General features: G+C 62.8%; 13 protein-coding genes and 2 tRNA genes. 13 read left to right on the top strand and 2 right to left on the bottom strand.

What is annotated here, in order from left to right; all coding sequences use genetic code 11:
* The first annotated feature begins 157 nt into the window (after window positions 1-157).
* The 12 genes from dnaA (at window position 158) to AC5RVN_RS12730 (ending at window position 13,478) form a co-directional block, all read left to right on the top strand.
* Window positions 158-1,579 carry a chromosomal replication initiator protein DnaA gene (dnaA, locus tag AC5RVN_RS12675; protein WP_494042246.1) on the top strand — a complete coding sequence of 474 codons (1,422 nt, stop codon included), beginning with the start codon at window positions 158-160 and terminating at the stop codon, window positions 1,577-1,579.
* Between the two features lie 523 nt (window positions 1,580-2,102).
* Window positions 2,103-3,227 carry a DNA polymerase III subunit beta gene (dnaN, locus tag AC5RVN_RS12680; RefSeq protein ID WP_494138153.1) on the top strand — a complete coding sequence of 375 codons (1,125 nt, stop codon included), beginning with the start codon at window positions 2,103-2,105 and terminating at the stop codon, window positions 3,225-3,227.
* Window positions 3,228-3,348: 121 nt separating this feature from the next.
* The gene (gnd, locus tag AC5RVN_RS12685; RefSeq protein WP_494138154.1) at window positions 3,349-4,233 is read left to right on the top strand and encodes a phosphogluconate dehydrogenase (NAD(+)-dependent, decarboxylating); all 885 of its coding nucleotides are present in this window, start codon (window positions 3,349-3,351) and stop codon (window positions 4,231-4,233) included.
* 45 nt (window positions 4,234-4,278) lie between these two features.
* Window positions 4,279-5,481 carry a DNA replication/repair protein RecF gene (gene recF, locus AC5RVN_RS12690; protein WP_494042243.1) on the top strand — a complete coding sequence of 401 codons (1,203 nt, stop codon included), beginning with the start codon at window positions 4,279-4,281 and terminating at the stop codon, window positions 5,479-5,481.
* Window positions 5,474-6,058 carry a DciA family protein gene (locus AC5RVN_RS12695; RefSeq protein ID WP_494138155.1) on the top strand — a complete coding sequence of 195 codons (585 nt, stop codon included), beginning with the start codon at window positions 5,474-5,476 and terminating at the stop codon, window positions 6,056-6,058. Before recF ends, AC5RVN_RS12695 begins: the two co-directional genes overlap by 8 nt.
* A 382-nt stretch (window positions 6,059-6,440) precedes the next feature.
* Window positions 6,441-8,531, top strand: a complete 2,091-nt coding sequence (gyrB, locus tag AC5RVN_RS12700; protein ID WP_494138156.1) for a DNA topoisomerase (ATP-hydrolyzing) subunit B — start codon at window positions 6,441-6,443, stop codon at window positions 8,529-8,531.
* A 54-nt stretch (window positions 8,532-8,585) separates the two neighbouring features.
* On the top strand, window positions 8,586-11,264 hold the full coding sequence (gene gyrA / locus AC5RVN_RS12705) for a DNA gyrase subunit A (RefSeq protein WP_494042240.1): 2,679 nt from the start codon (window positions 8,586-8,588) through the stop codon (window positions 11,262-11,264).
* Window positions 11,257-11,952, top strand: a complete 696-nt coding sequence (locus AC5RVN_RS12710) for a DUF3566 domain-containing protein (RefSeq protein ID WP_494138157.1) — start codon at window positions 11,257-11,259, stop codon at window positions 11,950-11,952. Before gyrA ends, AC5RVN_RS12710 begins: the two co-directional genes overlap by 8 nt.
* A 96-nt stretch (window positions 11,953-12,048) precedes the next feature.
* A tRNA-Ile gene (locus AC5RVN_RS12715) sits at window positions 12,049-12,122 on the top strand.
* 68 nt (window positions 12,123-12,190) lie between these two features.
* Entirely contained in the window at window positions 12,191-12,307 is a 117-nt protein-coding gene (locus tag AC5RVN_RS12720; protein ID WP_494042238.1) for a DLW-39 family protein, read from the top strand.
* Window positions 12,308-12,379: 72 nt separating this feature from the next.
* Window positions 12,380-12,455, top strand: a tRNA-Ala gene (locus AC5RVN_RS12725).
* A gap of 78 nt (window positions 12,456-12,533) precedes the next feature.
* A complete protein-coding gene (locus AC5RVN_RS12730; RefSeq protein ID WP_494138158.1) occupies window positions 12,534-13,478 on the top strand; it encodes a DMT family transporter in 945 nt (314 codons plus the stop codon).
* Between the two features lie 20 nt (window positions 13,479-13,498).
* Here AC5RVN_RS12730 and AC5RVN_RS12735 read toward each other — a convergent pair whose 3' ends face one another.
* Together AC5RVN_RS12735 and AC5RVN_RS12740 are read right to left on the bottom strand one after the other, a co-directional pair.
* The gene (locus AC5RVN_RS12735) at window positions 13,499-14,395 is read right to left on the bottom strand and encodes a glycosyltransferase family 2 protein (RefSeq protein ID WP_494138323.1); all 897 of its coding nucleotides are present in this window, start codon (window positions 14,393-14,395) and stop codon (window positions 13,499-13,501) included.
* 91 nt (window positions 14,396-14,486) lie between these two features.
* A complete protein-coding gene (locus tag AC5RVN_RS12740; RefSeq protein WP_494138159.1) occupies window positions 14,487-15,392 on the bottom strand; it encodes a hypothetical protein in 906 nt (301 codons plus the stop codon).
* 154 nt (window positions 15,393-15,546) lie between these two features.
* Between AC5RVN_RS12740 and AC5RVN_RS12745 the strand changes: the two genes are divergently transcribed.
* Complete coding sequence (locus AC5RVN_RS12745) at window positions 15,547-16,092, top strand: peptidylprolyl isomerase (protein ID WP_494042235.1); 546 nt, start codon at window positions 15,547-15,549, stop codon at window positions 16,090-16,092.
* Window positions 16,093-16,097: the final 5 nt, after the last annotated feature.

Below are 16,097 nucleotides of genomic sequence, written 5' to 3' on the forward strand. Positions count from 1 at the left end.
TGCCAGCTATCTTCTAGGCTTTTCATCCCCTAGAGTTGCCCAGTAGCCGATTATCCACGTGCTGTGCATAACCCTGTGGATGAAGCTGAGCCCCTCCTGGTTCAAGACTTGCGGCTGCAGGCAATGCAGGCAAAGCAAGTTTTGAGGGAACCGATTGATGACAGTAGACGAAGCCAACCACGCCAATACTGTCGGAAGTTCCTGGCGGCGCGTGATCACCCTGCTGGAGCAGGACCACCGCGTTACCCCGCGGCAGCGTGGCTTTGTCATCCTGGCCCAGGCCCAGGGCCTGATTGGCTCCACCCTGCTGGTTGCCGTTCCCAATGAGCTCACCCGCGAAGTGCTGCAGACCCAGGTCAAGGACGCTCTGGATGACGCCCTGCACAACGTGTTCTCCGAGGACATCCGCTGTGCCATCGACGTGGACACCGATCTGGTGCCTGTGCACGTAGAGCCGGAACCCGTCGTCGAACCTTCCTTCTCGCCGGACCAGCTCATCGAGCAGAAGCCGCAGCCCATGCTGCCCAGTACCTCCCACGAGTTCGGCCGCCTGAACCCGAAGTACGTCTTCGACACTTTCGTTATCGGTTCCTCCAACCGCTTCGCCCATGCAGCGGCCGTCGCAGTGGCTGAAGCGCCGGCCAAGGCGTACAACCCGTTGTTCATCTACGGTGACTCCGGCCTGGGGAAGACACACCTGCTGCATGCGATCGGACACTATGCCCGGCGCCTGTATAGCGGAATCCGCGTCCGCTACGTCAATTCAGAGGAATTCACGAACGACTTCATCAACTCCATCCGCGACGATGAAGGCGCCAGCTTCAAGACCACGTACCGCAACGTGGATGTGCTGCTGATTGACGACATTCAGTTCCTCGCCGGCAAGGACCGGACGCTTGAGGAGTTCTTCCACACCTTCAATTCGCTGCACAACAACAACAAGCAGGTGGTCATCACCTCGGACCAGCCGCCCAAACTGCTCGCCGGTTTCGAGGACCGCATGAAATCGCGCTTCGAATGGGGCCTGCTGACGGATATCCAGCCGCCGGAGCTCGAGACCCGCATCGCCATCCTGCGCAAAAAGGCCCTGAGTGAAGGCCTTTCGGCGCCGGATGACGCCCTGGAATACATCGCGTCCAAAATCTCGAGCAACATCCGTGAACTTGAAGGCGCCCTGATCCGGGTTACTGCCTTCGCCAGCCTGAACCGGCAGCCCGTTGATGTGGCCCTCGCCGAGATGGTCCTCAAGGACCTCATCACCGACGACGGCGCCCAGGAGATCACGTCGAGCCAGATCCTCACGCAGACTGCGGACTACTTCAAGCTCAGCATGGAAGAGCTCTGCAGCAAGTCCCGCACCAGGACCCTCGTCACCGCCCGCCAGATCGCCATGTACCTGTGCCGGGAACTGACGGACATGTCGCTTCCCAAGATCGGCCAGGAGCTCGGCGGCCGCGACCACACCACTGTGATCCACGCGGACCGCAAGATCCGCGAGCTCATGGCCGAGCGCCGTGTGATCTACAACCAGGTGACAGAGCTGACCAACCGGATCAAGCAGCAGCAGCGCGATTCCTGACCTCGCATCTATACCTTATTAACAGGTGCATGTGGATAAGCCTGTGGATAGTTAAGGGGACAACGGCGGTTAATGGGCTTAAAACCCTTAAGGCGCCTGTGGATTCGAAAAACGGCCAAAAAAGTTGTCCCCATCCACACCCTGTTTAAAACCTGCTCCGCCCACAGCTCATGAACAGGGCTTAACCGCCGGATCCTGCGGCCGGAGGAGGTTATCCACAGTTTCCACAGCAGTTATTAACACTACTAATCCCAAAAATTTGAAATCCCTCAAATAACAAGATCGTTCTCCTGCCCCGCACCAGGGGCCGACGGCCCCGAGGGACCTGACGGGGACAATCGGGGGATGGGTTAATCGCTGGTCTTCCGGCTAAGCTGTCAGCAGCGCTCCCATCCTTGGGTTTCTGCGTGGTCAAGGCAGCACGGACCATGCAGGTTCAGGTGTCGGGACAACTCCTTTGGGGGCTTCCTGCGGGAAGTTTCCGGAACACCATCGCAGCAGCAATGAAAGGCGGCACCCTTCCGTGAAGTTCAGAGTCGATCGGGACGTCCTGGCAGAAGCCGTCACGTGGACAGCCCGATCGTTGTCTCCGCGGCCGCCTGTCCCCGTCCTTTCCGGCCTGCTTTTGAAGGCCGAAGCAGGGACTGTCAGCCTTTCGAGCTTTGATTACGAGACGTCCGCCCGTTTGGAAATCGCGGCAGATATCCGTGACGAAGGCACCATCCTGGTTTCCGGCCGCCTCCTCGCGGACATTTGCCGCAGCCTTCCCTCAGCCCCTGTCGACGTCGAGACGGACGGCAACAAGGTCACACTGACCTGCCGCCGAAGCAGCTTCCACCTGGCGACGATGCCTGAAGCTGAATATCCGCCGCTTCCAGCACTTCCCACCGTCAGTGGAACAGTTCCGGGTGACGCCTTTGCCCAGGCGGTCTCTCAGGTGATCATTGCGGCCAGCAAGGATGACACCTTGCCCATCCTCACCGGGGTTCGGATGGAGATTGAGGATGACCTCATCACACTCCTGGCCACGGACCGCTATCGTCTTGCCATGCGTGAGGTGCCGTGGAAGCCGGTGAATCCGGGAATCTCCACCAGTGCCCTGGTCAAGGCCAAAACCTTGAACGAGGTAGCTAAAACCCTTGGCAACAGCGGTGATATCCACCTCGCTCTCGCAGATGACGAAAGCCGCCTGATCGGGTTCGAAAGCGGTGGACGTACCACCACCTCGCTGCTGGTTGATGGGGACTACCCGAAGATCCGCTCGCTTTTCCCGGATTCAACTCCAATCCACGCAACCGTGCAGACCCAGGAACTCGTTGAAGCGGTACGGCGCGTGTCACTGGTGGCAGAACGCAACACGCCTGTCCGGCTGGCCTTCACCCAGGGTCTGTTGAACCTTGACGCCGGCACCGGTGAAGACGCCCAGGCGTCCGAGGAACTGGAAGCCCAGCTCTCCGGTGATGACATCACCGTCGCGTTCAACCCCCACTACCTGGTGGAGGGCCTGAGCGTTATTGAAACCAAATTTGTCCGGTTCTCATTCACGGCAGCACCAAAGCCCGCAATGATCACCGCCCAGACAGACGCTGACGGCGAGGACCAGGACGACTACCGTTACCTCGTGATGCCGGTCCGCCTCCCCAACTAGTCCCCACCGCCGCCACCCCGCGCCGCAAGTCCCCATCGGCTCCCCGGCCAGGGAACCCTGGCGGCGTGACCCATGCAGTTGGGCTATCCACCCTCCCACCAGCGCAGAAAAGAGATCCACCGTGCACATCGGACTGATCGGCCTCGGCAAAATGGGGTTCAACATGCGCGAACGCCTGCGCAAGGGGGGTGTGGACGTCACCGGGTACGACCGCAATCCGGACGTCACCGACGCCGGCTCCATTGATGAGCTCCTCGCCGCGGTTCCCAGTCCACGGCTTATCTGGGTGATGGTTCCCGCCGGCGACATCACCGACGCCGTGATCAGGGAACTCGGCGAAAAACTGGATGAGGGCGACCTCGTGATCGACGGCGGCAACTCGCGTTTCACTGAAGACCAAAAGCACGGGGAACTCCTCGCCGCCAAGGGAATCCGTTTCGCGGACTGCGGCGTTTCCGGCGGCGTCTGGGGACTGCAGAACGGATACGGGCTGATGGCGGGCGGCGATGCAGCCGACATTGAACGCGCTCTTCCCGTATTTGACGCCCTGCGTCCTGAGGGTGAACGCGAAGACAGCTTTGTCCACGTTGGCGGTGTTGGCGCCGGCCACTACGCGAAGATGGTGCACAACGGCATTGAGTACGGCCTCATGCAGGCGTACGCCGAGGGTTACCAGCTGCTCGCTTCCAAGGACATCATCACCGATCTGCCGGGCACCTTCCGTGCCTGGCAAAAAGGCACCGTGGTCCGTTCCTGGCTGCTCGACCTCCTGGTCAAGGCACTGGACGAAGATCCGGGCCTGCAGAATATCGACGACTATGTCGAGGACTCGGGTGAGGGCCGGTGGACCGTGGAAGAAGCGATTGCCAACGCCATTCCCGCGCCGGCCATCACCGCTGCGCTCTTCGCACGTTTCGAATCGCGTGAGGACAGCTCCCCAGCCATGAAGATGGTGTCCGCCCTGCGCCACCAGTTCGGTGGACACGCAACCCGTCCCGCCCAGTAGCCACCACGGGGAGCTCCTTAGGTTCCCAGAATTGCCGAACCCCGCGTGTACCTAGAACACCTCTCACTGACCGACTTCCGCAGCTACGCCCAGGTGGACCTTGCCCTGGGTCCGGGTGTCACCGTCCTGGTGGGCTACAACGGCATTGGCAAGACCAACTTGATGGAAGCCATCGGCTACCTGGCCACGCTGAGCTCCCACCGGGTCAGTTCAGACGGACCGCTCCTGCGGTTCGGCACCGACCGTGCACTCGTCCGGGCACGGCTGGTCCGCGGCGGGCAGATCACCGTGTTGGAACTGGAGATCAACGCCGGCCGGGCCAACCGCGGCCGCATCAACCGGAGCAACCCGGTGCGCGCCCGCGACCTGCTCGGCATATGCCAAACAGTGCTCTTCGCCCCGGAAGACCTGGCACTGGTAAAGGGTGACCCCTCGAACCGGCGCCGCTTCCTCGATGAGCTGCTCGCAAGCCTGGTCCCGCACCACGCGGCCACGCGCAGCGACTATGACCGCGTCCTGAAACAACGCAACGCCCTGTTGAAGTCCGCCCGCGCCGGCAGGTTCACCTCCGCCCATGAAGCAACATTGGATGTCTGGGACCAGCACATGGCCAGGGCCGGGGCCGAGTTGCTTTATGCCCGGCTTGAACTCGTGGAGCGTCTCCGCCCGCACCTCGCCCGGGCGTACGCCGAGCTGACTGACGCGTCCAAACCCGCTGACGCCCTCTACCGCTCCACGCTCCAGGATCAGATGGACGACGACGGCGCCCTCTTGCGAAGTGACGCCGGTACCGGAGCCGGAAGTGCTTCGCCGGAAGCCGACGACTTGCGCCAACTGACGGTTGAGCAGTTGACCGAACGGTATGTGCGTGCCTTCGCAGAGGCGCGACGGAAGGAACTGGAGCGGGGGATCTCGCTGGTGGGACCGCATCGCGATGAACTGGAGCTGATCCTGGGCCAGGCACCCGCGAAGGGCTACGCCTCCCATGGAGAAACGTGGTCCATGTGCCTCTCGCTCCGGCTCGCTTCCTATTACGTGATGTTGGATGATGCCCGTACCGGCGGTTCTGCCCCCATCCTGATCCTTGATGATGTTTTTGCCGAGCTTGACGTCCAGCGCCGGCGTAAACTGGCGGCAATAGTGTCGGGCGCGGAACAGGTCCTGGTGACCGCCGCCGTCGACGCCGATATCCCGGAAGAGCTGTCCGGCCGGCGGGTGAAAATCATCGCGGGAGGTATCGATGAATAGGGACGAGAAAAAGCCGGGCCAACAGCCCGGCGGGCAACAACCCCGCGGCACTGACGGCCGAGTCCCCGACAACATTGACGCGCCGCAGGCTGCACTGAACAGGATGCGGGAGGCTGCGGCAGCGCGTGGAGAAATCCGGCGGGCCGCCACGCGCCCGGGATCCCAGAAGGCCAAACGCGGAATCAGGGACACCCGTGGTTTCAGCCAGTTCCATGCCACCGGGCGCGATCCCCTCGGCCTCGGCAACGTAGTGGGCCGGCTTGTGGCTGAGCGCGGTTGGACATCACCGGTTGCGGTGGGCTCCGTCATGGCGGAATGGGCCACCCTGGTGGGACCGGAAATTTCCGCGCACTGCACGCCGGAGAGCTTCACCGACACTACGCTGCATGTCAGATGCGATTCCACGGCCTGGGCCACGCAACTGCGGCTTCTCAGCATCAGCCTGCTGGAGAAATTCCGAGTGGAACTGGGGGATGGAGTAGTCACCAGCATCCAGGTCCTCGGACCCTCGGCACCCAGCTGGCGCAAGGGCGGCCGGTCCGTGAACGGACGGGGACCCCGCGACACCTACGGATAGTCCGTCGTCGAACTCTTGAAAATCCCCTGATTGGCGTGTAACGCCCTGGAAGGGCCGCAGGCTGTATAGGCACCCGGAGACCGGACCGCTGGAGCGTCCAAGGCGGGATACATGGCCTGCCGCAGGCACATTGGCCTTCGCTCACGGCTCCGCAATGCGGGGATACCGCCGGTTTCGCGATAGAATCGCTGTAGATAACTGGGCGCGGGTGAAACGTTGACTGAGTCCGTTTTCCGCAGGCTTTCAGCACGCGGACATCGGGTTCCGCCATCAGCTAGTCACCGGCGCTATAAGTTTGCGCCTGCCGGCAGATGGAAATTCCTGGGCACCTGGGGAAGACATCAGTCGGCTACCATCGAGAACAGAGGAGTCGGCAACGCCTGTGGCTAACGACAATACGGATATTCTGGCAGTTGAACCCGCAGTCGAGGATGCCCGCACGCCTGACACCCCTGCGGAAGCTGCCGCCCCGCGCGAATATGGCGCCAGCGACATCACCGTCCTTGAAGGCCTGGAAGCAGTGCGCAAGCGCCCGGGCATGTACATCGGCTCCACCGGGCCGCGCGGGCTCCACCACCTGGTCTACGAAGTGGTGGACAACTCCGTGGATGAGGCCCTCGCCGGCTACTGCACCCACATCGAGGTAGTGCTTCAGGCTGACGGCGGCGTGAAAGTCGTCGATGACGGCCGCGGCATCCCCGTCGACATGCACCCCACCGAGCACAAACCCACTGTCGAAGTAGTCATGACCATCCTGCACGCCGGCGGCAAGTTCGGCGGCGGCGGGTATGCCGTTTCCGGTGGCCTTCACGGCGTGGGTATCTCGGTTGTCAACGCCCTCTCCAGCAGGGTGGATACCGAGGTCCGGCGGCAAGGCCACGTGTGGCGGATGTCCTTTGCCGACGGCGGCAAACCCCAGGGCAGCCTGGTCAAGGGCGAGGAAACCGACCACACCGGAACTACCCAGACGTTCTACCCGGACGCCGAAATTTTCGAGACCACCGAGTTCGACTTTGAGACGCTTCGGGCACGGTTCCAGCAGATGGCCTTTCTCAACAAGGGCCTGCGGATCACCCTGACGGACGAACGTACCTCGACCAGTGACAGTGAAGAGGACGCTGACCTTGATTTGGACGGCGTGGTCACCGAGGGTGAAGTCAAAGCCGAGCACCGCACGGTGGTTTACCAGTACAACGAAGGCCTGCTGGATTACGTCAAGCACCTGAACTCCGGCAAAAAGGTGGAGGTAGTCCACGAGGACGTCATTGCCTTCGAGACCGAGGACAAGGAACGCCGGATTGCCCTGGAAATGGCAATGCAGTGGACCAACGCCTACTCCGAAAGCGTCCACACCTACGCCAACACCATCAACACCCATGAGGGCGGTACGCACGAAGAGGGTTTCCGTGCTGCTATGACCTCCCTGATCAACCGCTATGCGCGGGAAAAGGGAATCATCAAGGAAAAGGACGACAACCTCACCGGTGACGATATCCGTGAGGGCCTCACCGCGGTTATTTCCGTCAAGCTTGCCGAGCCCCAGTTCGAGGGCCAGACCAAAACTAAGCTCGGCAACTCCGAGGTCAAGGGCTTCGTCCAGCGCGTTGTTACCGACGGGCTCGGTGACTGGCTGGAACGCAACCCCGGCCCTGCCAGGGACGTGATCCGCAAGGCCATATCAGCGGCGCAGGCCCGGATGGCGGCGCGCAAGGCCCGCGACAACGCCCGCCGCAAGAGCCCGCTGGAATCGTTCGGTATGCCGGGCAAGCTGTCCGACTGCTCCTCGAAGGACCCGGAGAAGTGCGAGGTCTACATCGTGGAGGGTGACTCGGCAGGCGGCTCGGCCAAGCGCGGCCGGAACCCCGAGACCCAGGCAATCCTTCCGTTGCGCGGCAAGATCCTGAACGTGGAGCGCGCCCGCCTGGACAAGGCACTGGGCAACGCAGAGGTCCAGTCCATGATTACGGCGTTCGGTACAGGCATCGGCGAGGACTTTGATCTTTCAAAGCTCCGCTACCACAAGATCGTCCTCATGGCCGACGCCGACGTGGACGGCCAGCACATCACCACCTTGCTGATGACGCTGCTCTTCCGCTACATGCGTCCGCTGATCGAAAACGGCTACGTCTACCTCGCCCAGCCGCCGCTGTACAGGATCAAGTGGTCCAATGCGGCCCACGACTACGTCTACAGCGACCGTGAGCGTGACGCAAAACTGGTCGCCGGCCAGGCAGCAGGGCGCCGCATTCCGAAAGACAACGGCATCCAGCGCTACAAGGGTCTCGGCGAGATGGACTACACCGAACTCTGGGACACCACCATGGATCCGGACCACCGCACGTTGCTTCAGGTCACTATGGATGATGCCCTCGCTGCGGACCAGATCTTCTCGGTCCTGATGGGCGAGGACGTGGAGTCACGCCGTAACTTCATTCAGCAGAACGCCAAGGACGTCAGGTTCCTGGATATCTAGGCGCACTTCCCTGACATTCCAGAGCTGACATATACCTGAAACGGAAAATACATAATGAGCGACGAAACACCCGAGAACCCGGTCCCCGAGGCCGGGAACCCGGACACCGTTCTTGAAGGCGACGTGCTGATCGACCGCGTGGAGCAGGTGGACCTGCAGACGGAAATGCAGCGGTCCTACCTGGACTACGCCATGGCCGTTATTGTGGGCCGCGCCCTGCCGGACGTCCGGGACGGCCTGAAGCCGGTGCACCGCCGGGTGCTGTACGCAATGTTCGACGGCGGCTACCGCCCCGAGCGCTCCTTCAACAAGTGCGCCCGTGTAGTGGGCGAGGTCATGGGCCAGTACCACCCCCACGGCGATACCGCGATCTACGACGCCCTGGTGCGCCTCATCCAGGACTGGACCATGCGGTACCCGCTGGCCCTCGGCCAGGGAAACTTTGGTTCGCCCGGCAACGATGGTGCTGCGGCGCCCCGTTACACGGAGACGAAGATGGCCCCGCTCGCCATGGAGATGGTCCGGGACATCGACGAAGAGACTGTCGACTTCCAGGACAACTACGACGGCAAGAACCAGGAACCCACCATCCTCCCGGCCCGGTTCCCCAACCTGCTGGTCAATGGTTCCTCGGGCATCGCCGTCGGCATGGCCACCAACATCCCGCCGCACAACCTTCGCGAGGTAGCGGACGGCGTGCAGTGGTACCTGGCTAACCCGGGAGCGAGCCGGGAGGAATTGCTCGAAGAGCTCATCCTGCGGGTCAAGGGCCCGGATTTCCCCACCGGCGCCACCATCCTGGGCCACAAGGGCATCGAGGATGCTTACCGGACAGGCCGTGGTTCCGTCACCATGCGCGCGGTGGTGAACGTGGAGGAACTGCAGGGACGGACCTGCCTTGTGGTCACCGAACTGCCCTACCAGGCAAACCCGGACAACCTCGCCATCAAGATCGCCGAACTGGTCAAGGACGGCAAGATCCAGGGCATCGCCGACCTGCGCGATGAAACGTCCGGCCGCACCGGCCAGCGCCTGGTGATCGTCCTGAAGCGCGATGCCGTGCCGAAGGTGGTGTTGAACAACCTTTACAAGCACACCGAGCTGCAAAGCAACTTCTCCGCCAACATGCTGGCCATTGTTGACGGGGTGCCGCGCACATTGAGCCTCGACGCCTTCATCAGGCACTGGGTGACGCACCAGATGGACGTCATTGCCCGGCGCACCCGGTACCGCCTGCGCAAGGCCGAGGAAGAGGCCCACATCCTGCGGGCCCTCCTCAAGGCACTGGACATGCTCGATGAAGTCATCGCGCTTATCCGTGCCTCCAACACCACCGAGGCTGCGCGCGACGGCCTGATGGAACTGCTGGACATTGACGAGCTGCAGGCCCGCGCCATTCTGGACATGCAGCTGCGCCGCCTCGCAGCCTTGGAACGCCAGAAGATCCAGGACCGGCACGCTGAACTTGAAGCACTGATCGCGGAGTACAACGAGATCCTTGGTTCCGAACAGCGCCAGCGCGAGATCATCAGCAACGAACTCGGTGAGATCGTGGCCAAGCACGGTGATGACCGGCGCACCAGGATCCTCATGGGCTACGACGGCGACATGTCCATGGAGGACCTCATCCCCGAAGAGGAGATGGTTGTCACCATCACCCGTGGCGGCTACGTCAAGCGCACCCGGAGCGATAACTACCGCTCGCAGCAGCGTGGCGGTAAGGGCATCAAGGGCGCCCAGCTCCGCGGCGACGACGTCGTGGAACACTTCTTTGTCACCACCACGCACCACTGGCTGCTGTTTTTCACCAACCTCGGCCGCGTCTACCGGGCCAAGGCCTATGAGCTGATGGAAGCGGGCCGTGACGCCAAGGGCCAGCATGTTGCCAACCTGATGGCATTCCAGCCGGACGAACACATCGCCCAGGTCCTGGACATCAAGGACTACCAGCAGGCGCCTTACCTGGTCCTCGCCACCAAACGGGGCCTGGTCAAGAAAACGCGGCTGGAGGACTACGACACCAACCGCTCCGCGGGCGTGATCGCCATCAACCTCCGCGACAGCGATGAGCTGGTGTCCGCGCAGCTGGTTTCGGAAACCGATGACCTGCTGCTGGTGTCCCGCAAGGGCCAGTCCATCCGCTTCACGGCAACCGAAGACGCCCTTCGCCCCATGGGGCGTGCTACCTCCGGTGTCACCGGCATGAAGTTCCGCGAGGAGGACGAACTGCTGGCCGCCAACGTGGTCACTGACGGGTCGTTTGTATTCATCGTCACCGAGGGTGGCTACGCCAAGCGCACCGCAGTGGATGAATACCGCCTGCAGGGACGCGGCGGCCTGGGCATCAAGGTTGCCAAGCTGGCAGAAGGACGGGGCGACCTTGTGGGAGCGCTGATCGTTCAGGAAGAGGACGAAGTGCTGGTGGTTATGGAGGGCGGCAAGGTGGTCCGCTCCTCCGTCGCCGGCGTTCCCGCCAAGGGTCGGGACACCATGGGTGTCATCTTCGCCAAGCCGGACAAAAACGACCGGATCATCGAAGTGGCGCGCAACAGCGAACGCGGTCTTGTGGGCGAGGAATTGCTTGAGGATGACGTAACGTTGGCTGAAGATAGCGGTTCCCCGGAGGAAGCCGCAGAGTCAGCAGTGGCAGAAGAATCACCGGCCGTAGAGTCAGAGGACGCCTCGGGCGACGCTGAGCCGAACGAAGACAACACGGAGGTAACGAGTGAGTAATCCGGACTCATTTCCCAACCCGAACACTTCTGTTCCCGAGGGAAGCCGGCCTTCGGCTGCGCCCCGCGTGAACGCTCCTGTTCGTCCCCAGCAGCGTCCGGCAGCACCTGCCGCTGCTCCAGGCCAGCGCCCCCCGGTCTCCGGGCAGCGCCCCGTACAGGGTGAACGGCCTGTGCAGGGGCAGCCGGCACCGCGCACCGCACCCGTAAATTCCGTGCAGGGCCAGCCCGTCCAAGGACAGCGACCCGCACAGGCAAACCCCGTACAAGGACAGCGTCCTGCACAGGGAACGCCGGGCCTGGTTAAACCGGCGCCGAAGGCAAAGGTCAGGCGTGCGCGGCTGCTGGTCAGCAAGGTGGATCCCTGGTCCGTGTTGAAGATGGCGTTCCTGCTGTCAGTGGCGCTGGGGATCGTCACGGTGGTGGCGGCCATCGTCCTGTGGACCGTTCTGGACCTTACGGGCATCTTTGACCAGGTGGACAGCCTGCTGGGCACCCTTGCTGGCTCCGAGGGCGGCGGCTTCGAACTGAAGAAGGTTGCTTCCCTGGGCCAGGTGGCATCCTTCGCCACCATCATCGCCGTGGTCAACGTTGTCCTGTTGACCGCGCTCTCCATGCTTTCCGCAGTTCTCTACAACATTGCTGCCACCCTGGTGGGCGGCATTGGTGTTACCCTCACGGACGATTAGTCCCTGTTTTCACCGGCCGGTGGCCGGTGAAAACGCCCGATTTGAGATCGGGCCGGGATGTGCTGTAAAGTCATGTCTCGGCCCGATGAGGTATCGGGGCGTATAGCTCAGGCGGTTAGAGCGCTTCGCTGATAACGAAGAGGTCCCAGGTTCAAGTCCTGGTACGCCCACGGAACCTGTGCAGGTTCAAGTGGAGGTTTGGTTCGCATCACTGCGGTCGGGCCGGAATGGGGAGCACGTGAAGAAGTTGCTTGTAGTGGCAGCTGCAATCGCGAGCGTCCTGGTCTACCGGAAAGCACAGGAATCCGAAGCCCGGAAAACTGTCTGGAGCGAGTCAACCGATACGGTTGACTAGGCCGGACGTCCAGGCCGGGAGCTGGTCAAGAGCTCCCAGGTTCTAGGGTATGATGGACGGGTTGCTTCTTATGGGGGCATGGCGCAATTGGTAGCGCACCTGCTTTGCAAGCAGGGGGTTCGGGGTTCGAGTCCCCGTGCCTCCACCATAAGAAAGTCCCGGTCAGCGTCAAGCGCTGGCCGGGACTTTTGCTTTGCCCGTCTTTGGCCGAGATTAGGCTGGGACAGTGAACTTCTTTATCGCGGCCCTGGGCGTGCTGGGTGTAGCGTCCTCCGGCCCCCTGATAGCTGCCACGCTTGGAGCTACCAGTGTCAGCGCGTTGGCCATAGCCTTTTGGCGGAATGCCATTGGTGCCGCGGTCATGGCCACTCCCACCCTCGTGCGTGAGCCGGCCCAGTTTGGCAGGGTCACCAGGGCGGAGTTTCGCTGGTCGGTGCTGGCCGCCGTCGCGCTGGCCCTGCACTTCGCTTGCTTCATCACCTCGCTGCAACTGACCAGCGTGGCCGCAGCCACCGCGCTGGTCTGCCTCCAGTCGGCGTGGATCGCCGTCTTCCAGCTCCTCCGCGGGACCAGGCACCCTTGGCAGGTGCTGGCAGGGCTGGGCATCGCTTTCGGCGGAGTCGTAACCATCACAGGGTTCGACATGGGGTCTTCACCCGAGGCCCTGCTGGGAGACCTGCTGGCGGTGGCCGGCGGGGCGCTGGCCGGCCTGTACACGCTGGCGGGCGGCAAGGCCCGGCAAAGTATGACCACCGGTACCTACACCACCCTGTGCTACGGCATGTGTGCAGCCCTGGTGGCCGTGCTGGCCCTGGCCAGCGGCCAGCCGCTCGCGGGCTTCGAAGGGGCCGGCTGGCTTGGCATCGCAGCCATCACAGTGGGGGCCCAGCTCATTGGGCACACGGCGTTCAACCACCTGCTGGCCACCATGAGTCCGCTCCTGGTGTCAATGATCATTCTTTTGGAAATCCCCGGGGCCGCAGTGCTCGCAGCCCTGTTCCTGGACGAGGTTCTTCCTGCCGGTACCTACGCCGGACTGGCACTGATCCTGGTGGGACTCGCCGTCGTCGTACTGAGGTCCGGGCGGGCAGCGCGGCGGAAACGGGCAACAAGTACCGGCAGCCCTGACGGTCCGCCCGAGCGTCCCCTGGCGGAACTGGGGACGGACTAAACCTCCCAGCCGCGGGGCCCCTACTGTCCGCCGCGGCGGACGGGCTGGGCGGTGTTGACCGTGTGGATGGCCCGCAGGAGTTTGGCCGGGAAGTACACCGAGAAGAACACCACCATAGGAGCCTTGAGGGCCATCTTCTTGACGTTGTGGGCCTTGTAGGTCCGGTCAAACCGGGTGACGTAGTATCGGTAGTCCCGCGGTGAGTCTTCCAGCCGGCGGGCCGACATTCCGGAGACCATCTGCGGACAGTAGTTGATCTTCAGGTCGTGGTCCGCAAGGTGGAGCGAAAGATCGATGTCCTCATGCATCTCGTCCTTCTCATCACGGCAGGTCTCGGACCGGATGATTTCCCAGGCTGAGGACCGAAGGGCCATGTTTGAGCCGAACAGGAAGTGGTACTGGTGCTTAGCCAGCTTCAGCATGAGCTGGCGCATCTTGTCGTCCGCTTTGAGGCCGAAGCGCCGCATGGGCATGTCGTAGTAGACCACGGGGCCGGTGGCTGCCTGGACGGACTGGTCCAGGAATGCGCGCTGCACTTGTTCCACCCAGTCAGGTTCCAGCACGGAGTCCGCGTCGATCCGGCCAAGAATGTCTCCGGTGGCGCTGTCCAAACCGAAGTTGCGGGTGGGAATAAGTCCCTGTTCCCGGTCCTGGCTTAGCAGGATGATGGGGCTCTCCGGATACTCGAGCTGCATCTGGCGCACAATGTCCGCGGTCCGGTCCTTGGACAGGTTATCCACCACGATGATCTCGTGGGCGGGCACCGACTGGTAGATGGCAGCTATGAGGCACTGCCGGATCACGCTCTCCTCGTTGTAGGCCGGGATAACAATTGATACGCGGGGCAGTTCTGCTTCGTCGTTCAAGGCATCCCCAGAGGATTGGTCGGCTGGCATCAGTCCAAATCTAGCACCGATCAGATGCACGGCCGGGAGGCCGGGTTAGCCCCCTAGGACGACGAAGGGGCCCCGCCTCGGGAGGCGGGACCCCTTGTCGGGATGTGCACTGTCAGGACTGGCTGGTGCCCTTGTCCGCACCAACGCTGGACGCGGTGGTGCCGGTGGCAGTGGTTGCGTCCGTTGCCGTGCCGCTGGAGAGGTCCTCAGCGACGTGCTTGGCCTTGTCCGTGGTGTCTCCGCCCGTGGCCCCGGCTACCTCAGAAGCGGAACCGGTGGCTGCTTCCGGTACTTCGTTGACGGTGGTGGCCGAAACCGGTGCAGGAGTACCGGTGCCCGTGACGGGTGACGGCGTCTTCCACGGATCCTCGACGGGCTTGGACGCTTTCCAGGCTGCTACGCCGGCGGCGACAGCCGCGGCAATAACACCGAAGACCAGCCAGCCGCGCTGTTTCGGCGCTTCCGGCTCCGGGAGCTGAACGGTGGCTGTGCGGCCTGCCTGGGTGGCTGCTGTCCGAAGCTGTGTCCCGGTGGCCAGGGCCTGCTCCTGGAGGGCGTGAATAATTCCAACGTCGCCGAGCTTCTGCGCCACAGCGTCAACACGTCCTGGAGTGTTCTCCAGCGTGCGGTGGACCGCGCCCGAGGCGACGCCGATCTGGTCCGACAGACGGGGCAGGAACTCGATAACAACCCGGTCCCGGGCGTTGAGGATAACCGGCGTCGCTTTGTCCAAAGCTTCATGCAGCCGCGGGGAAGCGCCCTCCACTGCAACGTTGATCCGCGGTGCGAGCTGCGCGATGCTGTCCTGGATGCGCGGTGTCACAACGGCAACTCCGTCCGCCGCCCTGTGTGCGGCCGACTTCAGGCCTTCCTGAACCTTAGGAGATGCGGTGTCCAGGTTGTGCTGCAGGCGGCCAACCGCTGCTTCCACACGGGGGCCCGCCCAATCCCTGGCGTTCTCAACGGCGCCGATGACTGACAGCTCAAGGTCACGGGCAATACGATCCGATTTCTTCACAACTACCTCCCGATTAATGTGACGGTCTGTGGTTAGCCTACGTGGCATGCTGTTCACCGGCTATTCTCCCTGCGGAATTTGGGCGGATTTCACCGAGCGCGGAACTGTTGCCACAGCCATCCCCACCCCGGACGGCCGTGGAAGAATGGGCGCTATGACTGCAATCGCAACCGCAAAAGCAACCATCCACACCAGCCTCGGCGACATCGTCGTTAACCTCTTCGGCAACCACGCGCCCAAGACGGTCAAGAACTTCGTTGGCCTCGCCACCGGCGAGCAGGCATGGACCCACCCCGAGACGGGCGAGGACAAGACCGGCACGCCGCTGTACAACGGCACCATCTTCCACCGGATCATCAAGGACTTCATGATCCAGGCCGGCGATCCCCTCGGCCGTGGCGTGGGCGGTCCGGGCTACCAGTTCGACGACGAGATCCACCCCGAGCTCAGCTTCAACCAGCCCTACAAGCTGGCCATGGCCAACGCCGGCATCCGGATGGGCAAGGGCACCAACGGTTCACAGTTCTTCATCACCACCATTCCCACCGACTGGCTCCAGGGCAAGCACAGCATCTTCGGTGAAGTGGCGGACGAGGAATCCAAGAAGGTTGTGGACGCAATCGAGGGCGTCCGTACCGGCATGGGCGACCGCCCGGTGGAGGATGTCACCATCAACAGCATCGACATCGAACAGCTGTAACCCTC

It is taken from the genome of Arthrobacter sp. sptzw32 (assembly GCF_059089735.1).

What these genes read in the sequence shown, in the direction of transcription:
- dnaA (WP_494042246.1), top strand. Translation starts at nt 158, where the DNA reads ATGACAGTAGACGAAGCCAACCACGCCAATACTGTCGGAAGTTCCTGG.
- AC5RVN_RS12695 (WP_494138155.1), top strand. Translation starts at nt 5,474, where the DNA reads ATGAATAGGGACGAGAAAAAGCCGGGCCAACAGCCCGGCGGGCAACAA.
- gyrA (WP_494042240.1), top strand. Translation starts at nt 8,586, where the DNA reads ATGAGCGACGAAACACCCGAGAACCCGGTCCCCGAGGCCGGGAACCCG.
- AC5RVN_RS12745 (WP_494042235.1), top strand. Translation starts at nt 15,547, where the DNA reads ATGACTGCAATCGCAACCGCAAAAGCAACCATCCACACCAGCCTCGGC.